General features: G+C 57.7%; 21 protein-coding genes. 9 read left to right on the top strand and 12 right to left on the bottom strand.

What is annotated here, in order from left to right; translation table 11 throughout:
* Positions 1-2 precede the first annotated feature (2 nt).
* Positions 3-782, top strand: a complete 780-nt coding sequence (locus ACR0IY_RS15920) for a hypothetical protein (RefSeq protein ID WP_480674956.1) — start codon at positions 3-5, stop codon at positions 780-782.
* Between the two features lie 85 nt (positions 783-867).
* Here ACR0IY_RS15920 and ACR0IY_RS15925 read toward each other — a convergent pair whose 3' ends face one another.
* From ACR0IY_RS15925 to ACR0IY_RS15935, 3 genes are read right to left on the bottom strand one after another with little or no spacing between them, the layout of a single operon-like run.
* Positions 868-2,031, bottom strand: a complete 1,164-nt coding sequence (locus ACR0IY_RS15925) for a lytic murein transglycosylase (protein WP_480674958.1) — start codon at positions 2,029-2,031, stop codon at positions 868-870.
* 11 nt (positions 2,032-2,042) lie between these two features.
* Complete coding sequence (cbiB, locus tag ACR0IY_RS15930; protein WP_480674960.1) at positions 2,043-2,963, bottom strand: adenosylcobinamide-phosphate synthase CbiB; 921 nt, start codon at positions 2,961-2,963, stop codon at positions 2,043-2,045.
* Positions 2,960-3,925 carry a threonine-phosphate decarboxylase gene (locus ACR0IY_RS15935; RefSeq protein WP_480674962.1) on the bottom strand — a complete coding sequence of 322 codons (966 nt, stop codon included), beginning with the start codon at positions 3,923-3,925 and terminating at the stop codon, positions 2,960-2,962. The genes cbiB and ACR0IY_RS15935 overlap by 4 nt, the downstream gene beginning before the upstream one ends.
* 181 nt (positions 3,926-4,106) lie before the next feature.
* Between ACR0IY_RS15935 and ACR0IY_RS15940 the strand changes: the two genes are divergently transcribed.
* Complete coding sequence (locus tag ACR0IY_RS15940) at positions 4,107-4,469, top strand: response regulator transcription factor (RefSeq protein WP_480674964.1); 363 nt, start codon at positions 4,107-4,109, stop codon at positions 4,467-4,469.
* Here ACR0IY_RS15940 and ACR0IY_RS15945 read toward each other — a convergent pair.
* Complete coding sequence (locus tag ACR0IY_RS15945; RefSeq protein ID WP_480674966.1) at positions 4,451-5,440, bottom strand: glutathione S-transferase family protein; 990 nt, start codon at positions 5,438-5,440, stop codon at positions 4,451-4,453. The two genes, ACR0IY_RS15940 and ACR0IY_RS15945, sit on opposite strands and share 19 nt — an antisense overlap.
* Before the next feature lie 211 nt (positions 5,441-5,651).
* Here ACR0IY_RS15945 and ACR0IY_RS15950 point away from each other — a divergent pair, with 211 nt between their 5' ends.
* Positions 5,652-6,005, top strand: a complete 354-nt coding sequence (locus ACR0IY_RS15950; protein ID WP_480674968.1) for a hypothetical protein — start codon at positions 5,652-5,654, stop codon at positions 6,003-6,005.
* 97 nt (positions 6,006-6,102) lie between these two features.
* On the opposite strand, the gene ACR0IY_RS15955 is transcribed toward ACR0IY_RS15950, so the two are convergent.
* On the bottom strand, positions 6,103-7,275 hold the full coding sequence (locus ACR0IY_RS15955; RefSeq protein ID WP_480674970.1) for a MalY/PatB family protein: 1,173 nt from the start codon (positions 7,273-7,275) through the stop codon (positions 6,103-6,105).
* Positions 7,276-7,369: 94 nt separating this feature from the next.
* On the opposite strand from ACR0IY_RS15955, the gene def (ACR0IY_RS15960) reads away from it, so the two are divergent.
* Genes def (ACR0IY_RS15960) through ACR0IY_RS15980 form a run of 5 tightly spaced genes read left to right on the top strand, consistent with a single transcriptional unit; the run spans position 7,370 to position 9,777 of the window.
* Positions 7,370-7,888 (top strand): peptide deformylase, encoded by a 519-nt coding sequence (gene def, locus ACR0IY_RS15960; protein ID WP_480674972.1) that lies wholly within the window; start codon positions 7,370-7,372, stop codon positions 7,886-7,888.
* Positions 7,885-8,379 carry a peptide deformylase gene (gene def, locus ACR0IY_RS15965; protein ID WP_480674974.1) on the top strand — a complete coding sequence of 165 codons (495 nt, stop codon included), beginning with the start codon at positions 7,885-7,887 and terminating at the stop codon, positions 8,377-8,379. Before def (ACR0IY_RS15960) ends, def (ACR0IY_RS15965) begins: the two co-directional genes overlap by 4 nt.
* 2 nt (positions 8,380-8,381) lie before the next feature.
* Entirely contained in the window at positions 8,382-9,296 is a 915-nt protein-coding gene (gene fmt, locus ACR0IY_RS15970) for a methionyl-tRNA formyltransferase (protein WP_480674976.1), read from the top strand.
* 6 nt (positions 9,297-9,302) lie between these two features.
* Entirely contained in the window at positions 9,303-9,539 is a 237-nt protein-coding gene (locus ACR0IY_RS15975) for a hypothetical protein (protein WP_480674978.1), read from the top strand.
* A 1-nt stretch (position 9,540) separates the two neighbouring features.
* On the top strand, positions 9,541-9,777 hold the full coding sequence (locus ACR0IY_RS15980; protein WP_480674980.1) for a GlsB/YeaQ/YmgE family stress response membrane protein: 237 nt from the start codon (positions 9,541-9,543) through the stop codon (positions 9,775-9,777).
* A gap of 7 nt (positions 9,778-9,784) precedes the next feature.
* Here the strand turns inward: ACR0IY_RS15980 and ACR0IY_RS15985 are convergent, their stop codons facing one another.
* From ACR0IY_RS15985 to ACR0IY_RS16015, 7 genes are all read right to left on the bottom strand, one after another.
* The gene (locus ACR0IY_RS15985) at positions 9,785-10,156 is read right to left on the bottom strand and encodes a YybH family protein (protein ID WP_480674982.1); all 372 of its coding nucleotides are present in this window, start codon (positions 10,154-10,156) and stop codon (positions 9,785-9,787) included.
* 99 nt (positions 10,157-10,255) lie between these two features.
* Positions 10,256-10,879 (bottom strand): trimeric intracellular cation channel family protein, encoded by a 624-nt coding sequence (locus ACR0IY_RS15990; RefSeq protein ID WP_480674984.1) that lies wholly within the window; start codon positions 10,877-10,879, stop codon positions 10,256-10,258.
* The gene (gene rnhA / locus ACR0IY_RS15995) at positions 10,876-11,343 is read right to left on the bottom strand and encodes a ribonuclease HI (protein WP_480674986.1); all 468 of its coding nucleotides are present in this window, start codon (positions 11,341-11,343) and stop codon (positions 10,876-10,878) included. The genes ACR0IY_RS15990 and rnhA overlap by 4 nt, the downstream gene beginning before the upstream one ends.
* Entirely contained in the window at positions 11,336-11,920 is a 585-nt protein-coding gene (locus ACR0IY_RS16000; protein WP_480674988.1) for a class I SAM-dependent DNA methyltransferase, read from the bottom strand. The genes rnhA and ACR0IY_RS16000 overlap by 8 nt, the downstream gene beginning before the upstream one ends.
* A complete protein-coding gene (locus tag ACR0IY_RS16005) occupies positions 11,917-12,369 on the bottom strand; it encodes a DUF3429 domain-containing protein (protein WP_480674990.1) in 453 nt (150 codons plus the stop codon). Before ACR0IY_RS16005 ends, ACR0IY_RS16000 begins: the two co-directional genes overlap by 4 nt.
* Positions 12,366-13,316, bottom strand: a complete 951-nt coding sequence (gene ispH, locus ACR0IY_RS16010; protein WP_480674992.1) for a 4-hydroxy-3-methylbut-2-enyl diphosphate reductase — start codon at positions 13,314-13,316, stop codon at positions 12,366-12,368. The genes ACR0IY_RS16005 and ispH overlap by 4 nt, the downstream gene beginning before the upstream one ends.
* Positions 13,317-13,507: 191 nt before the next feature.
* Positions 13,508-14,083 carry a LabA-like NYN domain-containing protein gene (locus ACR0IY_RS16015; RefSeq protein ID WP_058283597.1) on the bottom strand — a complete coding sequence of 192 codons (576 nt, stop codon included), beginning with the start codon at positions 14,081-14,083 and terminating at the stop codon, positions 13,508-13,510.
* Positions 14,084-14,222: 139 nt separating this feature from the next.
* Here ACR0IY_RS16015 and folK point away from each other — a divergent pair, with 139 nt between their 5' ends.
* A complete protein-coding gene (gene folK, locus ACR0IY_RS16020) occupies positions 14,223-14,792 on the top strand; it encodes a 2-amino-4-hydroxy-6-hydroxymethyldihydropteridine diphosphokinase (protein WP_480674994.1) in 570 nt (189 codons plus the stop codon).
* The last annotated feature ends 74 nt before the right edge of the window (positions 14,793-14,866 follow it).

Genomic DNA, 14,866 nt, shown 5'->3' on the forward strand with positions numbered 1-14,866 from the left:
TCATGAGGTTTTTCCTGATTGTCATATCACTAATCGCATCAGAACCCGCGCGCGCTGACGAAGCAGGATACGCGGCCTTTCTGCAAGAAGAGCAAGTTCTTCAAAACAAGTTCGAAGGCGGTGTGATGCACGTGAATAGGCGCATGTTTTGGATGGGTGATCTTCACGAGTGGCCGAAAGCGACTCATGATTACCGCGTTTCGTTTATGGTCCGCTCATCGATTTGGCTAAGAGAATTTTTAGATAATGACCCAGTATTGAAGTACCAAGACTTCGTTCTTCGACGTACCCAAGACTCGAGTCTCACCGGGGCTCGGTATCTTGCATCTCAAATGGAGTTGGCCCCTGATCCAACCTTGGACTGCAAAACCTGCTTCTACGATGCAACTCTTGACCCAATCTTGCAAGTAGAAGGATACGACACATACTCTAACGGGTTTCGCTCTTTGCTTTTTGTCCCAAAGGATAGCGAGATTGCTCACGGTTTCAAATGTTCTCTTGCGCGGGAGAACTCTCAGGCCGGGCAGTTGGATATCTGTAGCGTCATCGTCGTCTACCCCTATGCAACAAACATAGTTCTAAATGGCCGCCGACACCACCCCGGTACCGTGTTGGAGTACGGCCCAAAGTTTGCTGCGATTGCAAAGCGAATGCTAGAAGTGATCATCTGTATCGACATCACAAATGATCAAAGTATTGAAGACTACGCTGACTCGCCATCATCAGGCATCCTTGAGAATAACCCCAACCTGCTAGGGTGCGGGATTGATTTGACAAGTTAGATAAACAATGGCGCACGCCCGTCACAAAAGCAGACATTCGTAGATCACTCCGTACTGATCACATGGGCTCAAAGCCGACGTCTCGTCACAACCGCCCCAACAACTCTGCCGTCGGCCACGCATCCGCAGGCAGCCCCAACCGTTGTTGCTCGGCCTGCACAGCGGCCCGCGTTCCAGCTCCTAAAATACCGTCGATCTTGCCCACGTCGTACCCGCGCGCCTGCAGCTTACCCTGCAGTTGCTTCATCTGCGCCCCAGACAAGCCCTGCGCCGGATTGCCCGCATTATATATCTGCGCACCTTCCAGCCGTGTCCCGAAATAGGCGGCGGTCAGGACGTAGACAAAGCTCTGGTTCCATTCGAAATAGACGTCGAAATTGGGATAGGCCAGAAAGGCAGGGCCGTTGCGCCCCTGCGGTAGGATCAGCGAGGCGGGCAGGTTGGCCAGTGATCCGCTGCGGGCCTGCACGCCCATCGCTTGCCAGTCGGACACCGGGCGTGGTTTGCCGGGGCCGGACAGCGACCAATCCATCTGTGCGGGGACTGTGACCTCTTGCAGCCAGGGTTGGCCAGGTTGCCATCCCAGATGCGACAGCATCTTGGCCCCCGACATCAATGCATCCGGGGCCGATGTTTTTAGAGACACCTTGCCATCGCCATCACCGTCGACCCCGTTCTCGAGTATGTCACGGGGCAGCATTTGCACCATTCCAATCTCTCCGGCCCAAGCTCCGGTGGTTCGGGCGGGGTCGAAATTCCCTTGGCTGTACAATTCGATGGCCGCAAATATCTGAGGCCGGAATAACTCGGGACGGCGGCAATCATGGGCCAGAGTCACCAGCGCGTTACGGGTATTGAAATCGCCCTGAAACGCGCCGTAATCGGTCTCAAAAGCCCAAAAAGCCAAGAGAACGCCGCGCGAGACGCCGTACTCCCGCTCAATCCGGTCAAACACCGCGTCGTATTTGCGCGACATGGCCTGACCGCGATCAATTCGGTTTTGTGAAATCAAGTGGCGGGAAAAGTCGATGAAGGGTTTCTGAAACACGCCCTGCGCCCGGTCGGCCTTGAGTACCGCCTGATCTTGCTGAACGCCCTTGAAAAAGCTGTTCACGGTGGACTTGTCGAACCCCTGCTGAACTGCCTCGGCCTTGAGCCCCTTCACAAAGGAATTGAACCCGCCACCGCATTGGGCAAAAGCGGGCGAGGCGAAAAGGGCGGCGGCGACAAGGCCAGAGAGAAAACGCATGAGCGGGTCCGTCAGAAGATAAAGCTGAACCCAACCCACACCGACAGGACGCCCAACGCAAGCCCCCAAACCTTCCATAGTATATCACATGCGCGGAAAACCTCCGGCGCGCCGATGTTGCGCGGCGCATCGCCGTTCACCCAGGCCAGATCACGCATCTGCCCATCATAGCTGCGCGGCCCGGCGAGGGCCACGTTCAGGGCGCGGGCCATTGCGGCCTCGGGCCAGCCTGCGTTGGGAGAGATATGGCGGCGCGCGTCCGCGACAATCTCAGACCAGCGCACCCATTGGCCGGATAGGGCCACGATCATCACACTGGTTAGACGGGCAGGTACCAGGTTCAGTACATCGTCCAGGCGGGCAGCGGCCCAACCGAAATCGTGGTATTTCTCGGTGCGATAACCGATCATGCTGTCTGCAGTGTTGACGGCCTTGTAGATCAGCAATCCCGGCAGCCCGGCAACCAGAAACCAGAAAGCAGGGGCAATGACCCCGTCGCTCAGATTTTCCGCGGCGCTTTCGATTGCAGAGCGGGCGACCTGTGCCTCGGTCATGTCGCGGGTATCGCGTGAGACGATCATCGCCACCTTGGCGCGGCCTTCGTCCAGCGAGGTGCGCAGCCCGTCGCCCACATCCCACACGTGCGAGACCAGAGACTTCTGCGCCACCAAGATGGCGCAAACGAGGATTTCGACCACCGGACCCAGCAGCGCCAACACACGCCCGAGGATCAACGCGCCGAAAACCAGCAGCACGACCACGGCAACCCCTTTCAGATGCCGCTGTGCCCCTTGGTTCAGATGCGCATCCAACCAGCCGATGGCGTTGCCCATCAACACTGCAGGGTGTCGCACCCGTGACCATAACCAGCCCGGCTCGCCCAGTGCTGCATCCAGACACAGGGCGCAGACCAGCAGAAAGGCCGTGCTCACAGCGCGGCCTCCAATCTGTCCCAACTGTTCGCAGGAGGCAGGCCCAGCCGCAGATAGGTTTGGGAATAGGGGAAGACGCGACTCCAAATCTGGGCGCGGGCCAGCCGGTTTTGCCACGCCGCAGCGTCATCGACCTGATACAGGCGGAAAAGCGCGGTGCCACCGATCAGTTCGGCGCCCTTGGCGGTGACGAGTTTGTCCAGCCTGTCCGCGCTTTGTAAAAGGTCGCGGCGCGTGGCATCGGCCCATTCGACATCGCGCAGGGCACGCTCGCCGATCCGCAGCGCTGGGCCGGACACCGCCCATGGGCCGGTCAGGTCGTTCAACCGGGCGATCAGATCGGGTTGGCCAATGGCAAAACCCAACCGCAACCCGGCCAACCCCCAGAATTTGCCAAAGCTCTTGAGAACGATCACCCCCGGCTTGGCGGTAAGATGAGTCAGCGAAATGTCGGGGCGCACATCGCAAAAGCTCTCGTCAATGATGGTTAAGGGGGCGCTCACATCGGATGCCTGCCAGATGCGCCCATCTGGGTTGTTTGGATGCACAAGCACACGGGTTTCGGCTGGGCCCTCGGATGCGACAGTCCAGCCCTGTGCCGCAAAAGCGGCGGCGTGTTCGTTATAGGTGGGGGTCGTGATCTGAACGTGACCCCGGGTGGCCAATGCCGGAATGCGGGCGATCAGGGCGGACGCGCCGGGTGCGGGCAGAACTGCCGCACTCTCCGGCACCGACCAGAACCTGCGTGCAGCCTCGGTTAAACGCGCAAAGGCACCGTGATCGGGCAGTTCGGTCCAGTCCGAGGCGGTCAGCCCAGACACCTCATAGGGGAGTGGGTTGATACCCGTGGACAAATCCAGCCAGTTCGAACGGGTGCCACCATAGGCTGCGATGGCACTGTCCAGCCCGCCGCCATGATCGCGAACGGCTCGCGGGTTTAGATGTTCGTCAGGGCTGGTCATGGGTATCTCGCCGGAATCGCCTGTTTCAGCCTGCTTCAAGCGGATTTTTGCCGCTTACACAAGCCAATCCGCGTGAACGAAGTCTTCGATCAGCGTCATTAACACTTTGTTAACGAATAAGCGTGATCACAATCTATGGGGGTCGGCGCAAACATTTTAGCAAGTGCCGAGGTTGTTGAAAATGAATGTTTTGATTGTTGAAAGTAACCCCGACCTGGGTCAGGTCTGGAAAAGGCATCTTGAAAGGCACGGCGCAGATGTGGCGCTTGTCGACGGTCAGGAGGCCGCCATTCTCGCGTTGTATGGCCGCGACTTTGATATCATCGTGCTGGATCTTGTTCTGGAAACCGGCAGCGCGTTGGCAGTTGCCGATTTTGCCAGCTACCGCCGACCAGGGACGCGTGTGATTTTCGTAACCAACACTACTTTTTTCTCAGATGGTTCGATTTTCGCCCACAGCCCAAATGCCTGCGCATATGTGCAAAGTGCGACGCCGCCAGAGGATCTGGCGGCAATGGTCGAACATTACGCTGCGGGTCGCTGACCGCGCCCATGGGGGGCTAGGTAGTCCAGCTCGGGGTTCACAGGGATGATCCTGTGAGGGTTAATTGTGTCGTGGCTAAAGTGATAGTGGCGCACGATATGATCCAAATTTACCGTCGCAGCGACGCCGGGCCATTGGTACAGCTCACGGGTATAGGCCCATAAGTTGGGATAATCGACCAAACGCCGTTTGTTGCATTTGAAATGCAGGTGATAGACAGGGTCGAACCGGATCAGGGTGGTGAACAGACGCCAGTCGGCCTCGGTCACGCGGTCACCCATCAGATACCGGTTATGAGTCAGGCGATCCTCAAGCCAATCCAGTGTGTCGAACAGCGGCTCCACAGCGGCATCGTAGGCCGCTTGGCTGGTGGCGAAACCGGCTTTGTAAACACCGTTGTTGATGTTTGAATAGATGCGCGCATTGACCTCTTCGATGTCATCCCGCATGGCCTCGGGCCAGTAGTCGTCCGTGTTGCCAGTTATCTTGTCGAAGGCCGAATTCAGCATGCGGATGATTTCGGAGCTTTCGTTCGAAACAATCGTTTCCTGTTCCTTGTCCCAAAGAATCGGCACGGTGACACGGCCTGAATAGCTGGGATCGGCTTTGGCATAGATCTGGTGTGCGTAGTCAAGGCCATAGAGCGCATCCCCGGTCGCACCGGCATCGTCAGTTTCGAACGTCCAACCTTTTTCCAGCATGTCGGGGTGCACTACGGAAACGGAAATCAGATCGCTCAACCCTTTCAACTCGCGAAAGATCAATGTTCGGTGCGCCCATGGGCAGGCATAGCTGACGTATAGGTGATACCGATTGGGGGCGGCTTTAAATCCGGCTTTGCCAGAAGGACCGGCCTGGCCATCTGTCGTAATCCAGTTCCGAAACTGTGCCGCACTTCGCTTGAAGGCGCCTCCGGTAGAATTGGTGTCATACCAGGTGTCGTGCCATTCGCCATCGACCAATAGACCCATTGGGTATCCTCCGTTTTCCGTTTCGAAGAAAATAGGGGTACGGCTGCCCCGTTCCTATGCATGCGGACGCGCACCGGACCTGCGTTCGTGCACAGGTCCAGGTGGGATTGCCGCGCAACAGATTGAATCCGAACGGCTCTGTACGCGCGGCATCATTGGATTTTTACAAATCCTGCCGCACAATAGAAGATATTGCGAGGGAAGATTTGGTATGAGTACCTATGTTTCAAAGGAAATACGCGCTGAATTGGGTGCGGCGCGAATCGCGGCCCTAAAGAAGACCAGCCGCTTACGTGTCGAATTCGACAACAATAGCTTTAAAATACTGAGATTGTGGAAGAATGGGTTCACTGTCGAGGCGGAAACCACACCGCAATTGCGAGGACTTGTAGATATCTTTGATGGCGCAAACCATCTGTACCAATGCCTAATCATTGCGGATGATGAGGATTCAGGCGAGATGCGTTACGAATTCAAACGCAGCACCGCTGCTACCGATAAAGCGCCTCTGGATTTCTATCGTGACCCGGATGCGCCGATTGCGTTACTTGGCTACGACGACTAAGGGCGGATTTCGACTGTTGTTCCAGTAGGTGCCAGCCTACCCACAGGGAAGCCGTCAATACCGCCAACAGCGATATCAGCGCAATCCGGCGCATGCCTTACTGCAGATCGCCAAACGCGCGTTTCAGACGTTCACAAGCGTCCTCGACCCGGGCGCGCTGAGTGGCCAGATTGAACCGCTCAAATGTCTCTCCTCCGGATCCGAAACCCGGGCCCGGAGAGGTGGCGATCTTTGCATCCTCGCGCAGGCGGCGTGTGAACTCGCCATGATCCATTCCGGTGCCCGAAAAATCGACCCACGCCAGATACGTGGCCTGCAGTGGCATCGACCAAAGACCAGGGATTTCGGCGATAGTTGCGTCAAACAGGTTCCGGTTGCTGTCCAGATGAGCGACCTGCTGATCGACCCATTCTGCACCTCCGGGGCTGTAAGCGGCTGTGATCATAGCCACGCCCAAGGCGCTGGGGGCGTAGTCCAGCGTTGCCAGCCGGTGCCGCATGGTGGCGCGCAGTTTAGCGTCAGGAATAATCATGTTGCCGGTGCGCTGGCCTGCGATATTGAAGGTCTTGGATGCTGCGGTCAGTGTCACGGTCCACGGGCGCGCGTCAGGGGCCGCAATGTCCATCGGCACAAAGGTATGTCCGGGATAAACCAGGTCGTGGTGGATTTCGTCCGAAACGAGGATCAGCCCGTTGCGTTCCGCAAACGCGGCCACCGCGCGCAGTTCCTCGGGCGTCCAGACCCGCCCCGAGGGGTTCTGCGGCGAACACCACAGCAACAGCTTTTCCGACCCATCCAGCCGCGATTGCGCGTCGTCCAGATCAACCCCATAAGTGTCCCCCTCGCGTACCAGCGGGCATTCAACCACGCGACGGCCCGATTTGTTCACCTTGTAAGCGAACTCATGGTAGACGGGAGTGAAGATGACTACGCCATCGCCGGGTTTGCTCCAGACGTCTAGGCACAGCGCGATGGCGTTGCCCAGCCCTTGCGAGGTCAGCACCCAATCGGTGTCGATTTGCCAGTTGTGGCGGGTTTTCATCCACCACTGAACGGCTTCCAGATATGCGGGATATTCCCAGGAATATCCAAACGCCCCATGATCAGCAGCCTTGCGCACCGCGTCGATTACGCATGGCGCCGTGGCATAGTCGGAATCTGCCGTCCACATGGCCAGCCCCTCATCGGGGGAAACGCCATAGAGCCGCTCCATTTTATCCCATTTCGAGGTGTTGGTTTCCCGGCGGTCGATCAGGTCGTTGAAAGTCATGTCTGCTCCATCTGTCCTGCCGAAAGCTAGCCACAATTCCAGCGGGTGCAAGGGGGGCGTTGCGGCGGGGCGCGGGATGGCCTAAATCAGCCCCATGAAACGCAATATCCTGATCCATCCCGATCCCCGCTTGAAAAAGGTCTGCGCGCCAGTGGCCGACATCACGGACGAGCTGCGCAAACTGGCCGATGACATGCTGGAGACGATGTATGACGCGCCGGGTATCGGTCTGGCTGCACCGCAGATCGGTATTCTTAACCGCTTGATCGTAATGGATTGTATCAAGGAAGAAGGCGAAACACCCCGCCCTCTGGTCATGTTCAACCCCGAGGTCATCGCCTCATCTGACGAAACCAACGTCTACGAGGAAGGCTGTCTGTCGATCCCCGAACAATTCGCCGAGGTAACGCGCCCCAAAGTGGTGGATGTTTCTTGGATGGATCGCGATGGCAATTTACACCAGGAAACCTTCGATGGTCTTTGGGCCACTTGCGTCCAGCACGAGATCGATCATCTGAACGGAAAGCTGTTCATCGATTACCTCAAGCCGCTCAAGCGGCAGATGATCACCCGGAAAATGCAAAAGCTGAAACGCGAGCAGGCCCGCACATGACCGTCCGTACCTGTTTGCCCTGGCCCGACAAGCGTCTTCGGACCAAGGCCGAGGTTGTGGCCGAGGTCACAGACGAAATCCGAGCGATCTGGGACGACATGGTCGACACAATGGAGGCCATGCCGGGTGTTGGCCTAGCCGCCACTCAGATTGGCGTGATGCTGCGGTTGGCGGTGGTTGATGGTTCGACTGAACGGGGCAAGGCGGTACGGCTGGCAAACCCGGAAATCCTGCACAGTTCGATCGAGCTGCGTGAACATGATGAGGCCAGCCCGAACCTGCCCGGTGTCTCGGCCAAGGTGAAACGCCCCCGTGCGGTGACGGTGAAGTTCCTGAACGAACAGGGCATCATCGACCGCCGCGATTTTGTCGGCATTGAGGCCACCAGTGTTCAGCATCAGATCGACCACCTGAATGGTCGGATGTATTTCGACCGGCTCAGCAAAGTGAAACGCGACATGCTGCTGCGTAAAGCCAAAAAGCAGGGGTAGAGATGCGCGTCGTTTTCATGGGAACGCCCGATTTCTCGGTCCCGGTGCTGGATGCGCTGGTCGAAGCCGGGTACGAGATCGCTGCGGTCTACTGTCAGCCTCCGCGCCCCGCAGGTCGGGGGAAAAAGGATCGCCCGACGCCTGTCCATGCACGGGCTGAGGCGCTGGGCCTGCCCGTTCGCCACCCGGTGTCACTCAAATCCGAGGATGAACAGCAGGTATTTGCCGCGTTGGACGCTGACGTTGCCGTAGTCGTTGCATACGGCCTGCTTTTGCCGCAGCCCGTTCTTGACGCGCCAGCAAAGGGGTGTCTGAACATTCATGCCAGCCTGTTGCCGCGTTGGCGCGGTGCCGCTCCGATCCATCGGGCTATCATGGCGGGCGATGGGGAAACTGGTATCTGTATCATGCAAATGGAGGCTGGTTTGGACACCGGTCCGGTTTTGCTGCGAAAGACGACCGGGATCGGGGCCGAGGAGACAACTGATCAATTGCATGATCGCCTGTCGGACATGGGTGCTGAGCTGATTGTCGAAGCGCTGGAGCGTTTGCCCGATTTGGCCCCTGAACCGCAGCCAAACGACGGGGTGACCTACGCCACTAAAATCGACAAGGCCGAGGCGCGAATTGACTGGACCCGCCCGGCCACCGAAATCGACCGGCAAATTCGCGGTTTGTCACCCTTTCCGGGTGCCTGGACCGAGGTTGATGGCACGCGTATCAAACTGTTGGCATCGCGTCTGGCAGACGGGCAGGGCGCGCCGGGTGAAGTACTGGACGACTCGCTGCGCATCGCTTGTGGTACTGGGGCCGTCGAACTGCTGCGCTTGCAACGGGCGGGCAAAGGCGCACAGGATAGAGAAACCTTTTTGCGTGGCTGGCCCATCGCGGTCGGCACCCGTTTTTCATCGGAGTGATACCTAATGTTCATGATCCTGATGGGAACTGTAGCGATCGCTGGGATCGTGGGATACCTGTCCGAGAAAACGGGCTTTACCCATAACGGTTACCTGCCTTCGATCATCATCTGCGTCGGCGGCGCGTTCCTGTTCTACTTTGTCCGTATAATGTTCGGTATCAGCTTTGGTCCGCCGGGTCTGGATGCGGTGATCTCATCCATTGGCGCCCTGATCATTGTCCCGACTCACTGGAGGAAGTGAGATGTCGGTTATCGCCCTGATCATTATCGGAGCAGCAGCGGGTTTTCTCGCCACGCGCGTGATGCGGATCGAGGCAGACATTCCGACGACAATGCTGATCGGCATAGTAGGGGCGTTGGTGGGTGGTTTCTTGCTGCGCGCGTTGGTGACACTGGCGGGATGGCTGTCAGGCTTTGTCGGCGCCGTGCTGGGTGCGCTACTGGTGATATGGATCTGGCAGACCTACTTTCGGCGGTGATACCGGCCTAGGGCAGGTCGCTGTTAAAGATGGATATGCTGACTTTCCAGGTGTCGTCTGGCTGGCGTTTCAGGATGTTGACAAACTTGCCTCGCTCGGGCGGATCGCTGTCTTCGATGGCGTATGTGCCGATCTGATAGGCCATATCTCCGGACACGCCGAAATCGACCAGTTTGTTGGTATGCGTGCCGCCGCTATTGTCCTTGATCCTTGACGCGTTGGTATCTTCAAACGCTTGCCGCCCGCGCGTCATAGCTTCGCCCGGTGGTAAAAGCATAACGTCCTCGGTAAAGAAGGCGGCGCAACCGGCAGCATCGCCACGGTTGAACGCGTCGTTGTAGGCGGCGTCAAAATCCTCAAGAATCTTTTTCATATCCATGATGTCTGCTCCGGCGTGAAAATCGGGTAAGTTGATTTCCTGCCATCCTGTCACATCGGGCAGCGGATCATAAAGGATTTCAATGGTGCAATTGGGTTTCTAGCGGCGCGGCGGACGTGCTTTGTAAACGGGCAACTGCCAACCGAACAGCATCGATCCAGCGCGCAAAGCCCAGCAAACCAAGGCACATAGGCCCAGCGCAAACAGAGTTTCGGCACCCAAACGAGTGACCAGCACTGCAGTAAGCGCCCCGGCAAACGCGCAAGAGACGTACAGCTCGCCCTGCTTCAGAACCAGCGGCACCTCGTTACAAACAACGTCCCGCATCAATCCTCCAAGGCAACCAGTGGTCACGCCCATGAGCACCACGATCACGCCTGAGTGGCCCAAAGATATGGCCGCACCGGTGCCTGCGGCCGCGGCGATTGAAAGGGCAAAGCTGTCCAGCCAGATCAGCCAGTTATACCGGCTTTCAACCAGATGCGCGGTAAAGAACACCAGGACTGCCGCCGCAACGGCGATAAGAATGTAATCCGGCTGCCCGACCCAGAAAACCGGATGCCGGTCCAGAAGAAGATCGCGCACTGTGCCTCCGCCCACAGCGGTCAGGCAGGCAATGAAGGCAAACCCCACCAGGTCTAACTGCGCCCGGCTGGCCACTAGCGCGCCGGTCAGGGCAAACACCAGAACCGAGGCATAGTCTAGAAAGGCAAGCCAGGTCATGCCTGTGTCTTTTTAGGTTTGAACGGAGCCATTCCCGCGCGGGCCAGCTCGTCAGCTTTTTCATTTTCTGGATGGCCCGCGTGGCCTTTGACCCATTCCCACGTGACGTCGTGGCGGGTCTGCGCCTCATCCAGTCGCTGCCACAGATCGACATTTTTGACCGGCTTCTTGTTCGAGGTTTTCCAGCCGTTCCGTTTCCAACCGAAAATCCACCCTGTCACACCGTTTTTGACATAGGCGCTGTCTGTAACGACGGTGATCTTCGAGGCGCGTTCGAGTGTTTCCAACGCGGCTATGGCGGCCAGAAGTTCCATGCGGTTGTTGGTGGTTTCGGCCTCACCGCCATTCAATTCCCGTTCTTTCAAAACTTTATCGCCCTCTACTGCCCGCAGCAGAACGCCCCAGCCGCCGGGGCCGGGATTGCCGGAACAGGCGCCGTCGGTATAGGCAAACAGTTCAGGCATGGGCCAGGACCAGAATGAAACCGTCATATGATCCGGCTAGGCCTGTGCCCATGCCGGTAGTAATCCGGTCGATCGTAAACCCGATTTCTGCTAGCACCTCTTCGATTTCGGTCTGCGAGAAATACGTATAGTGGCGATCCAGATCGTCGCGATGTTCGCCTGTGCCTAGTTTCAGGCCAAGAAAAAAGATGCCGCCGGGTTTGAGGGCCTTGTGAATGGCAGATAGATGGCGCGGAAAATCAGCGCGCGGGGCGTGCAGCAGAGAAAAGCTGGCATAAATACCGTCATAGGCATCCAGTTCGGTTACATCGTCGAAGGTCCCCAGATGTGCGTCCACACCGTTGTCCCGAGCGTATTCAACAAAGGCCGGGGTCGCGTCCAGCGCCCGTACTGTCAGCCCTTCACGCATGAAGAATGCGCTGTCCGATCCGGGGCCTGAACCCAAATCCAGCACATGGCCTGTCCCAACGGCTTCGGCAAAGGCCAGACGGGCCTCGATCTGTTCCGGGGGCAGGGGGACTTTTAGATAGTCGGCCACGCGGGCCGCGTAGGCGTCGATTGTTCTTTTGTCGGTCACAGATAAACCCCTACAGCAAGGCAGGCCAATACAATTGCAGTCAGCAACAGGCGCAGCCTCATCCACCAAGTTGGTGTCAGCCGCCAATAGGCGAACATGGCGTCCAGCACCAGCAGCCCGGCGAACCCATACATCAGGTTGGTGCCAGCGCTAACCGGGCCGCCACCGGTTTTCCAGAAGGCCCACAACGCAGGCAGAACCGACAGCGTGTAACATGTGGCCGCCTTGCTGCCGGAGGTTTTCGAGGAGAACCCCCACAGAACGCCGGACATAAAGCTCAGGATCACAGACCCATAGAACAGCTGCACATACGGCCCCACAAACCGCGCGCCCAGTGCCTGAGTGCCCCAACTGTGCAGGTCGTCGCTCAGATACGTTAATGCACCCCAGACAAATGGGATCAACCCTGCCAGCCCGAGGATCAGCGGGACCCTTGGAATACCACTCATGCAGGCTGCCTTAGCACGCGGGGCACTTTGAACTCGACGTTTTCGACGGCGGTTTCGACCAGTTCAACCGTCACGTCGTAATGATCCCGGAACGCGTCGATCACTTCGTTGACCAGCACTTCGGGGGCCGAAGCGCCTGCAGTGATAGCCACGGACGAAATGCCTTCGAGTGCCCGCCAGTCGATTTCGGACGCGCGTTGCACCAATTGCGCATAATCGCATCCGGCGCGCGAGGCGACCTCGACCAAACGGCGCGAGTTGGATGAATTGGGCGCGCCGACAACCAACAGGGCATCCGATTTCGGCGCTACGGCCTTGACGGCCTCTTGTCGGTTGGTGGTGGCGTAGCAGATATCTTCTTTATGGGGGCTGACGATTGCCGGGAAACGCGTTTCCAGCGCAGCGATGATGTCCTTGGTGTCATCCACCGACAAAGTGGTCTGGGTGACAAAAGCCAGCTTGTCCGGGTTGCGCACCTGAACCTGCGCCACGTCGTCGACGGTTTCGACCAGCAGAACCTCTCCTTCGGGAAGCTGACCCATAGTGCCGATGGTTTCAGGGTGGCCTTTGTGGCCGATCATGATCATCTGCAAGCCAGCCTCGGCGTGGCGTTGTGCTTCGACATGAACCTTGGAGACCAGCGGGCACGTGGCATCGACATAAATCATTTCGCGCCGTTCCGCAGTGGCTGGTACCGATTTAGGCACGCCATGGGCCGAAAAGATCACTGGACGGTCATCGGGGCATTCGTCCAGTTCCTCGACAAAAACAGCGCCCTTGGCGCGCAGCCCGTCGACAACAAATTTGTTGTGCACGATTTCGTGACGCACATAGACAGGTGCCCCCCATTTCTGCAGCGCCATCTCGACGATTTTGATGGCGCGGTCGACACCGGCGCAGAATCCGCGGGGGGCGGCGAGGTAAAGGGTCAGGGGGGGCTTCGTCATGTCGCGGTCTCCATAGGTCACAGGTAAGTCTTTTCCCGGCCATGGTCCAGACAGGAGCTTGTCATTTCCCTGACATGAATCAGTGTTAGGCAATAGGTGTTTTAGCACCTGTTCATAGTTAAAAATGGCGCGGTCCGGATTTCGTATCCTGACCGCGCCAAATTCTTCCCCCGGTAGTGAGTGGCCGGGTCTTACTGTCCGCCAGCGGCCGCGACGCTGCGCGGTTCCATCGGCATTTCGCGCGGTGGTCGTCCGATCACGTCGCGCAGGTCTTCCAATTCGATGAAATTGTCAGCCTGGCGGCGCAGTTCGTCCGAAATCATCGGTGGCTGGCTGCGAATGGTCGAAACCACCGAAACGCGCACACCTTGACGCTGCAGGCTGGCAATCAGCGGGCGGAAATCCCCATCGCCCGAGAATAGCACGATATGATCGACGCGCGGCGCCAGTTCCATGGCGTCCACCGTCAGTTCGATGTCCATGTTTCCTTTGACTTTCCGACGCCCCATGCTGTCGGTGTATTCTTTTGCCGGTTTGGTCACCATGGTGAAGCCGTTGTAATGCAGCCAGTCAACCAGGGGACGGATCGGCGAATACTCGTCATTTTCCAGTAGCGCTGTGTAGTAAAAAGCCCTGAGCATCTTGCCGCGGCGCATGAACTCCTGGCGCAACAATTTGTAGTCGATATCAAACCCCAGTGCTTTAGCGGCTGCATAAAGATTCGAGCCATCGATGAACAGCGCTAGCCGTTCGTCTTTATAAAACATAAATAGATCCTTCCGGTACAAACCAGAACGCCGGATGTTAGGTGAGTGAGCTAGAAAAAGAGCGGCGCGCTGATATGCCTATAATTAGGGCTTTTAACTTGTATCGCAAGCATGCAATTCGCCGAATATAGGGAGTAGAATGAGCAAAATTACATCTAATGCGGTAATTGCACTGGGTGCGAATCTCAAATTGAGAGAACTAGGGCCCAAGGTGACACTTGAAAGGGCAATTGACGCGATTTTGCGTCAGGGGGTGGTGATTCGCGCGATCAGCCGCTTTTTCCAGACCCCTTGCTTCCCAGCCGGAGCAGGTCCGGACTATGTGAATGCGGCGGCTCTGCTGGAGACGGAAATGACCCCGGTCGAGTTGCTGCGTTTGCTGCACGAGATTGAGCAAGAATTTGGCCGCGAGCGGGTTCAGCGCTGGGGTATGCGGACACTGGATCTGGACCTCGTCTGTTTCAACGATCTTGTTCTGCCCGATAGCACGGAATTTTACCGGTGGCTGACTTTGCCGCCGGATAGGCAGAAACAGCAGGCGCCAAACCAGCTTATTCTGCCGCATCCACGCCTTCAGGACCGGGCCTTTGTATTAGTCCCGATGGCGGACGTGGCACCTGACTGGCGGCATCCGGTGCTGGGGAAAAGCGTCAGTGAAATGCTGGCGGACCTGCCTGCCGAAGATATTGAGGCCGTCACTCCTTTGTGATTGGCGCAATAGCACCATTTCCTGCTTGTCAAGGCGGGGAATCGCGCTTAGATAAACCCCTTCTTGCCACGGAT

This window comes from Ruegeria sp. BC1, from assembly GCF_056539305.1.

Excerpts from the sequence above, each read along its gene's own strand:
- ACR0IY_RS15920 (WP_480674956.1), top strand. The coding sequence starts at position 3 with ATGAGGTTTTTCCTGATTGTCATATCACTAATCGCATCAGAACCCGCG.
- ACR0IY_RS15925 (WP_480674958.1), bottom strand. The coding sequence starts at position 2,031 with ATGCGTTTTCTCTCTGGCCTTGTCGCCGCCGCCCTTTTCGCCTCGCCC.
- ACR0IY_RS15935 (WP_480674962.1), bottom strand. The coding sequence starts at position 3,925 with ATGACCAGCCCTGACGAACATCTAAACCCGCGAGCCGTTCGCGATCAT.
- ACR0IY_RS15940 (WP_480674964.1), top strand. The coding sequence starts at position 4,107 with ATGAATGTTTTGATTGTTGAAAGTAACCCCGACCTGGGTCAGGTCTGG.
- ACR0IY_RS15945 (WP_480674966.1), bottom strand. The coding sequence starts at position 5,440 with ATGGGTCTATTGGTCGATGGCGAATGGCACGACACCTGGTATGACACC.
- ACR0IY_RS15950 (WP_480674968.1), top strand. The coding sequence starts at position 5,652 with ATGAGTACCTATGTTTCAAAGGAAATACGCGCTGAATTGGGTGCGGCG.
- ACR0IY_RS15955 (WP_480674970.1), bottom strand. The coding sequence starts at position 7,275 with ATGACTTTCAACGACCTGATCGACCGCCGGGAAACCAACACCTCGAAA.
- def (WP_480674972.1), top strand. The coding sequence starts at position 7,370 with ATGAAACGCAATATCCTGATCCATCCCGATCCCCGCTTGAAAAAGGTC.
- def (WP_480674974.1), top strand. The coding sequence starts at position 7,885 with ATGACCGTCCGTACCTGTTTGCCCTGGCCCGACAAGCGTCTTCGGACC.
- fmt (WP_480674976.1), top strand. The coding sequence starts at position 8,382 with ATGCGCGTCGTTTTCATGGGAACGCCCGATTTCTCGGTCCCGGTGCTG.
- ACR0IY_RS15975 (WP_480674978.1), top strand. The coding sequence starts at position 9,303 with ATGTTCATGATCCTGATGGGAACTGTAGCGATCGCTGGGATCGTGGGA.
- ACR0IY_RS15980 (WP_480674980.1), top strand. The coding sequence starts at position 9,541 with ATGTCGGTTATCGCCCTGATCATTATCGGAGCAGCAGCGGGTTTTCTC.
- ACR0IY_RS15985 (WP_480674982.1), bottom strand. The coding sequence starts at position 10,156 with ATGGATATGAAAAAGATTCTTGAGGATTTTGACGCCGCCTACAACGAC.
- ACR0IY_RS15990 (WP_480674984.1), bottom strand. The coding sequence starts at position 10,879 with ATGACCTGGCTTGCCTTTCTAGACTATGCCTCGGTTCTGGTGTTTGCC.
- rnhA (WP_480674986.1), bottom strand. The coding sequence starts at position 11,343 with ATGCCTGAACTGTTTGCCTATACCGACGGCGCCTGTTCCGGCAATCCC.
- ACR0IY_RS16005 (WP_480674990.1), bottom strand. The coding sequence starts at position 12,369 with ATGAGTGGTATTCCAAGGGTCCCGCTGATCCTCGGGCTGGCAGGGTTG.
- ispH (WP_480674992.1), bottom strand. The coding sequence starts at position 13,316 with ATGACGAAGCCCCCCCTGACCCTTTACCTCGCCGCCCCCCGCGGATTC.
- ACR0IY_RS16015 (WP_058283597.1), bottom strand. The coding sequence starts at position 14,083 with ATGTTTTATAAAGACGAACGGCTAGCGCTGTTCATCGATGGCTCGAAT.
- folK (WP_480674994.1), top strand. The coding sequence starts at position 14,223 with ATGAGCAAAATTACATCTAATGCGGTAATTGCACTGGGTGCGAATCTC.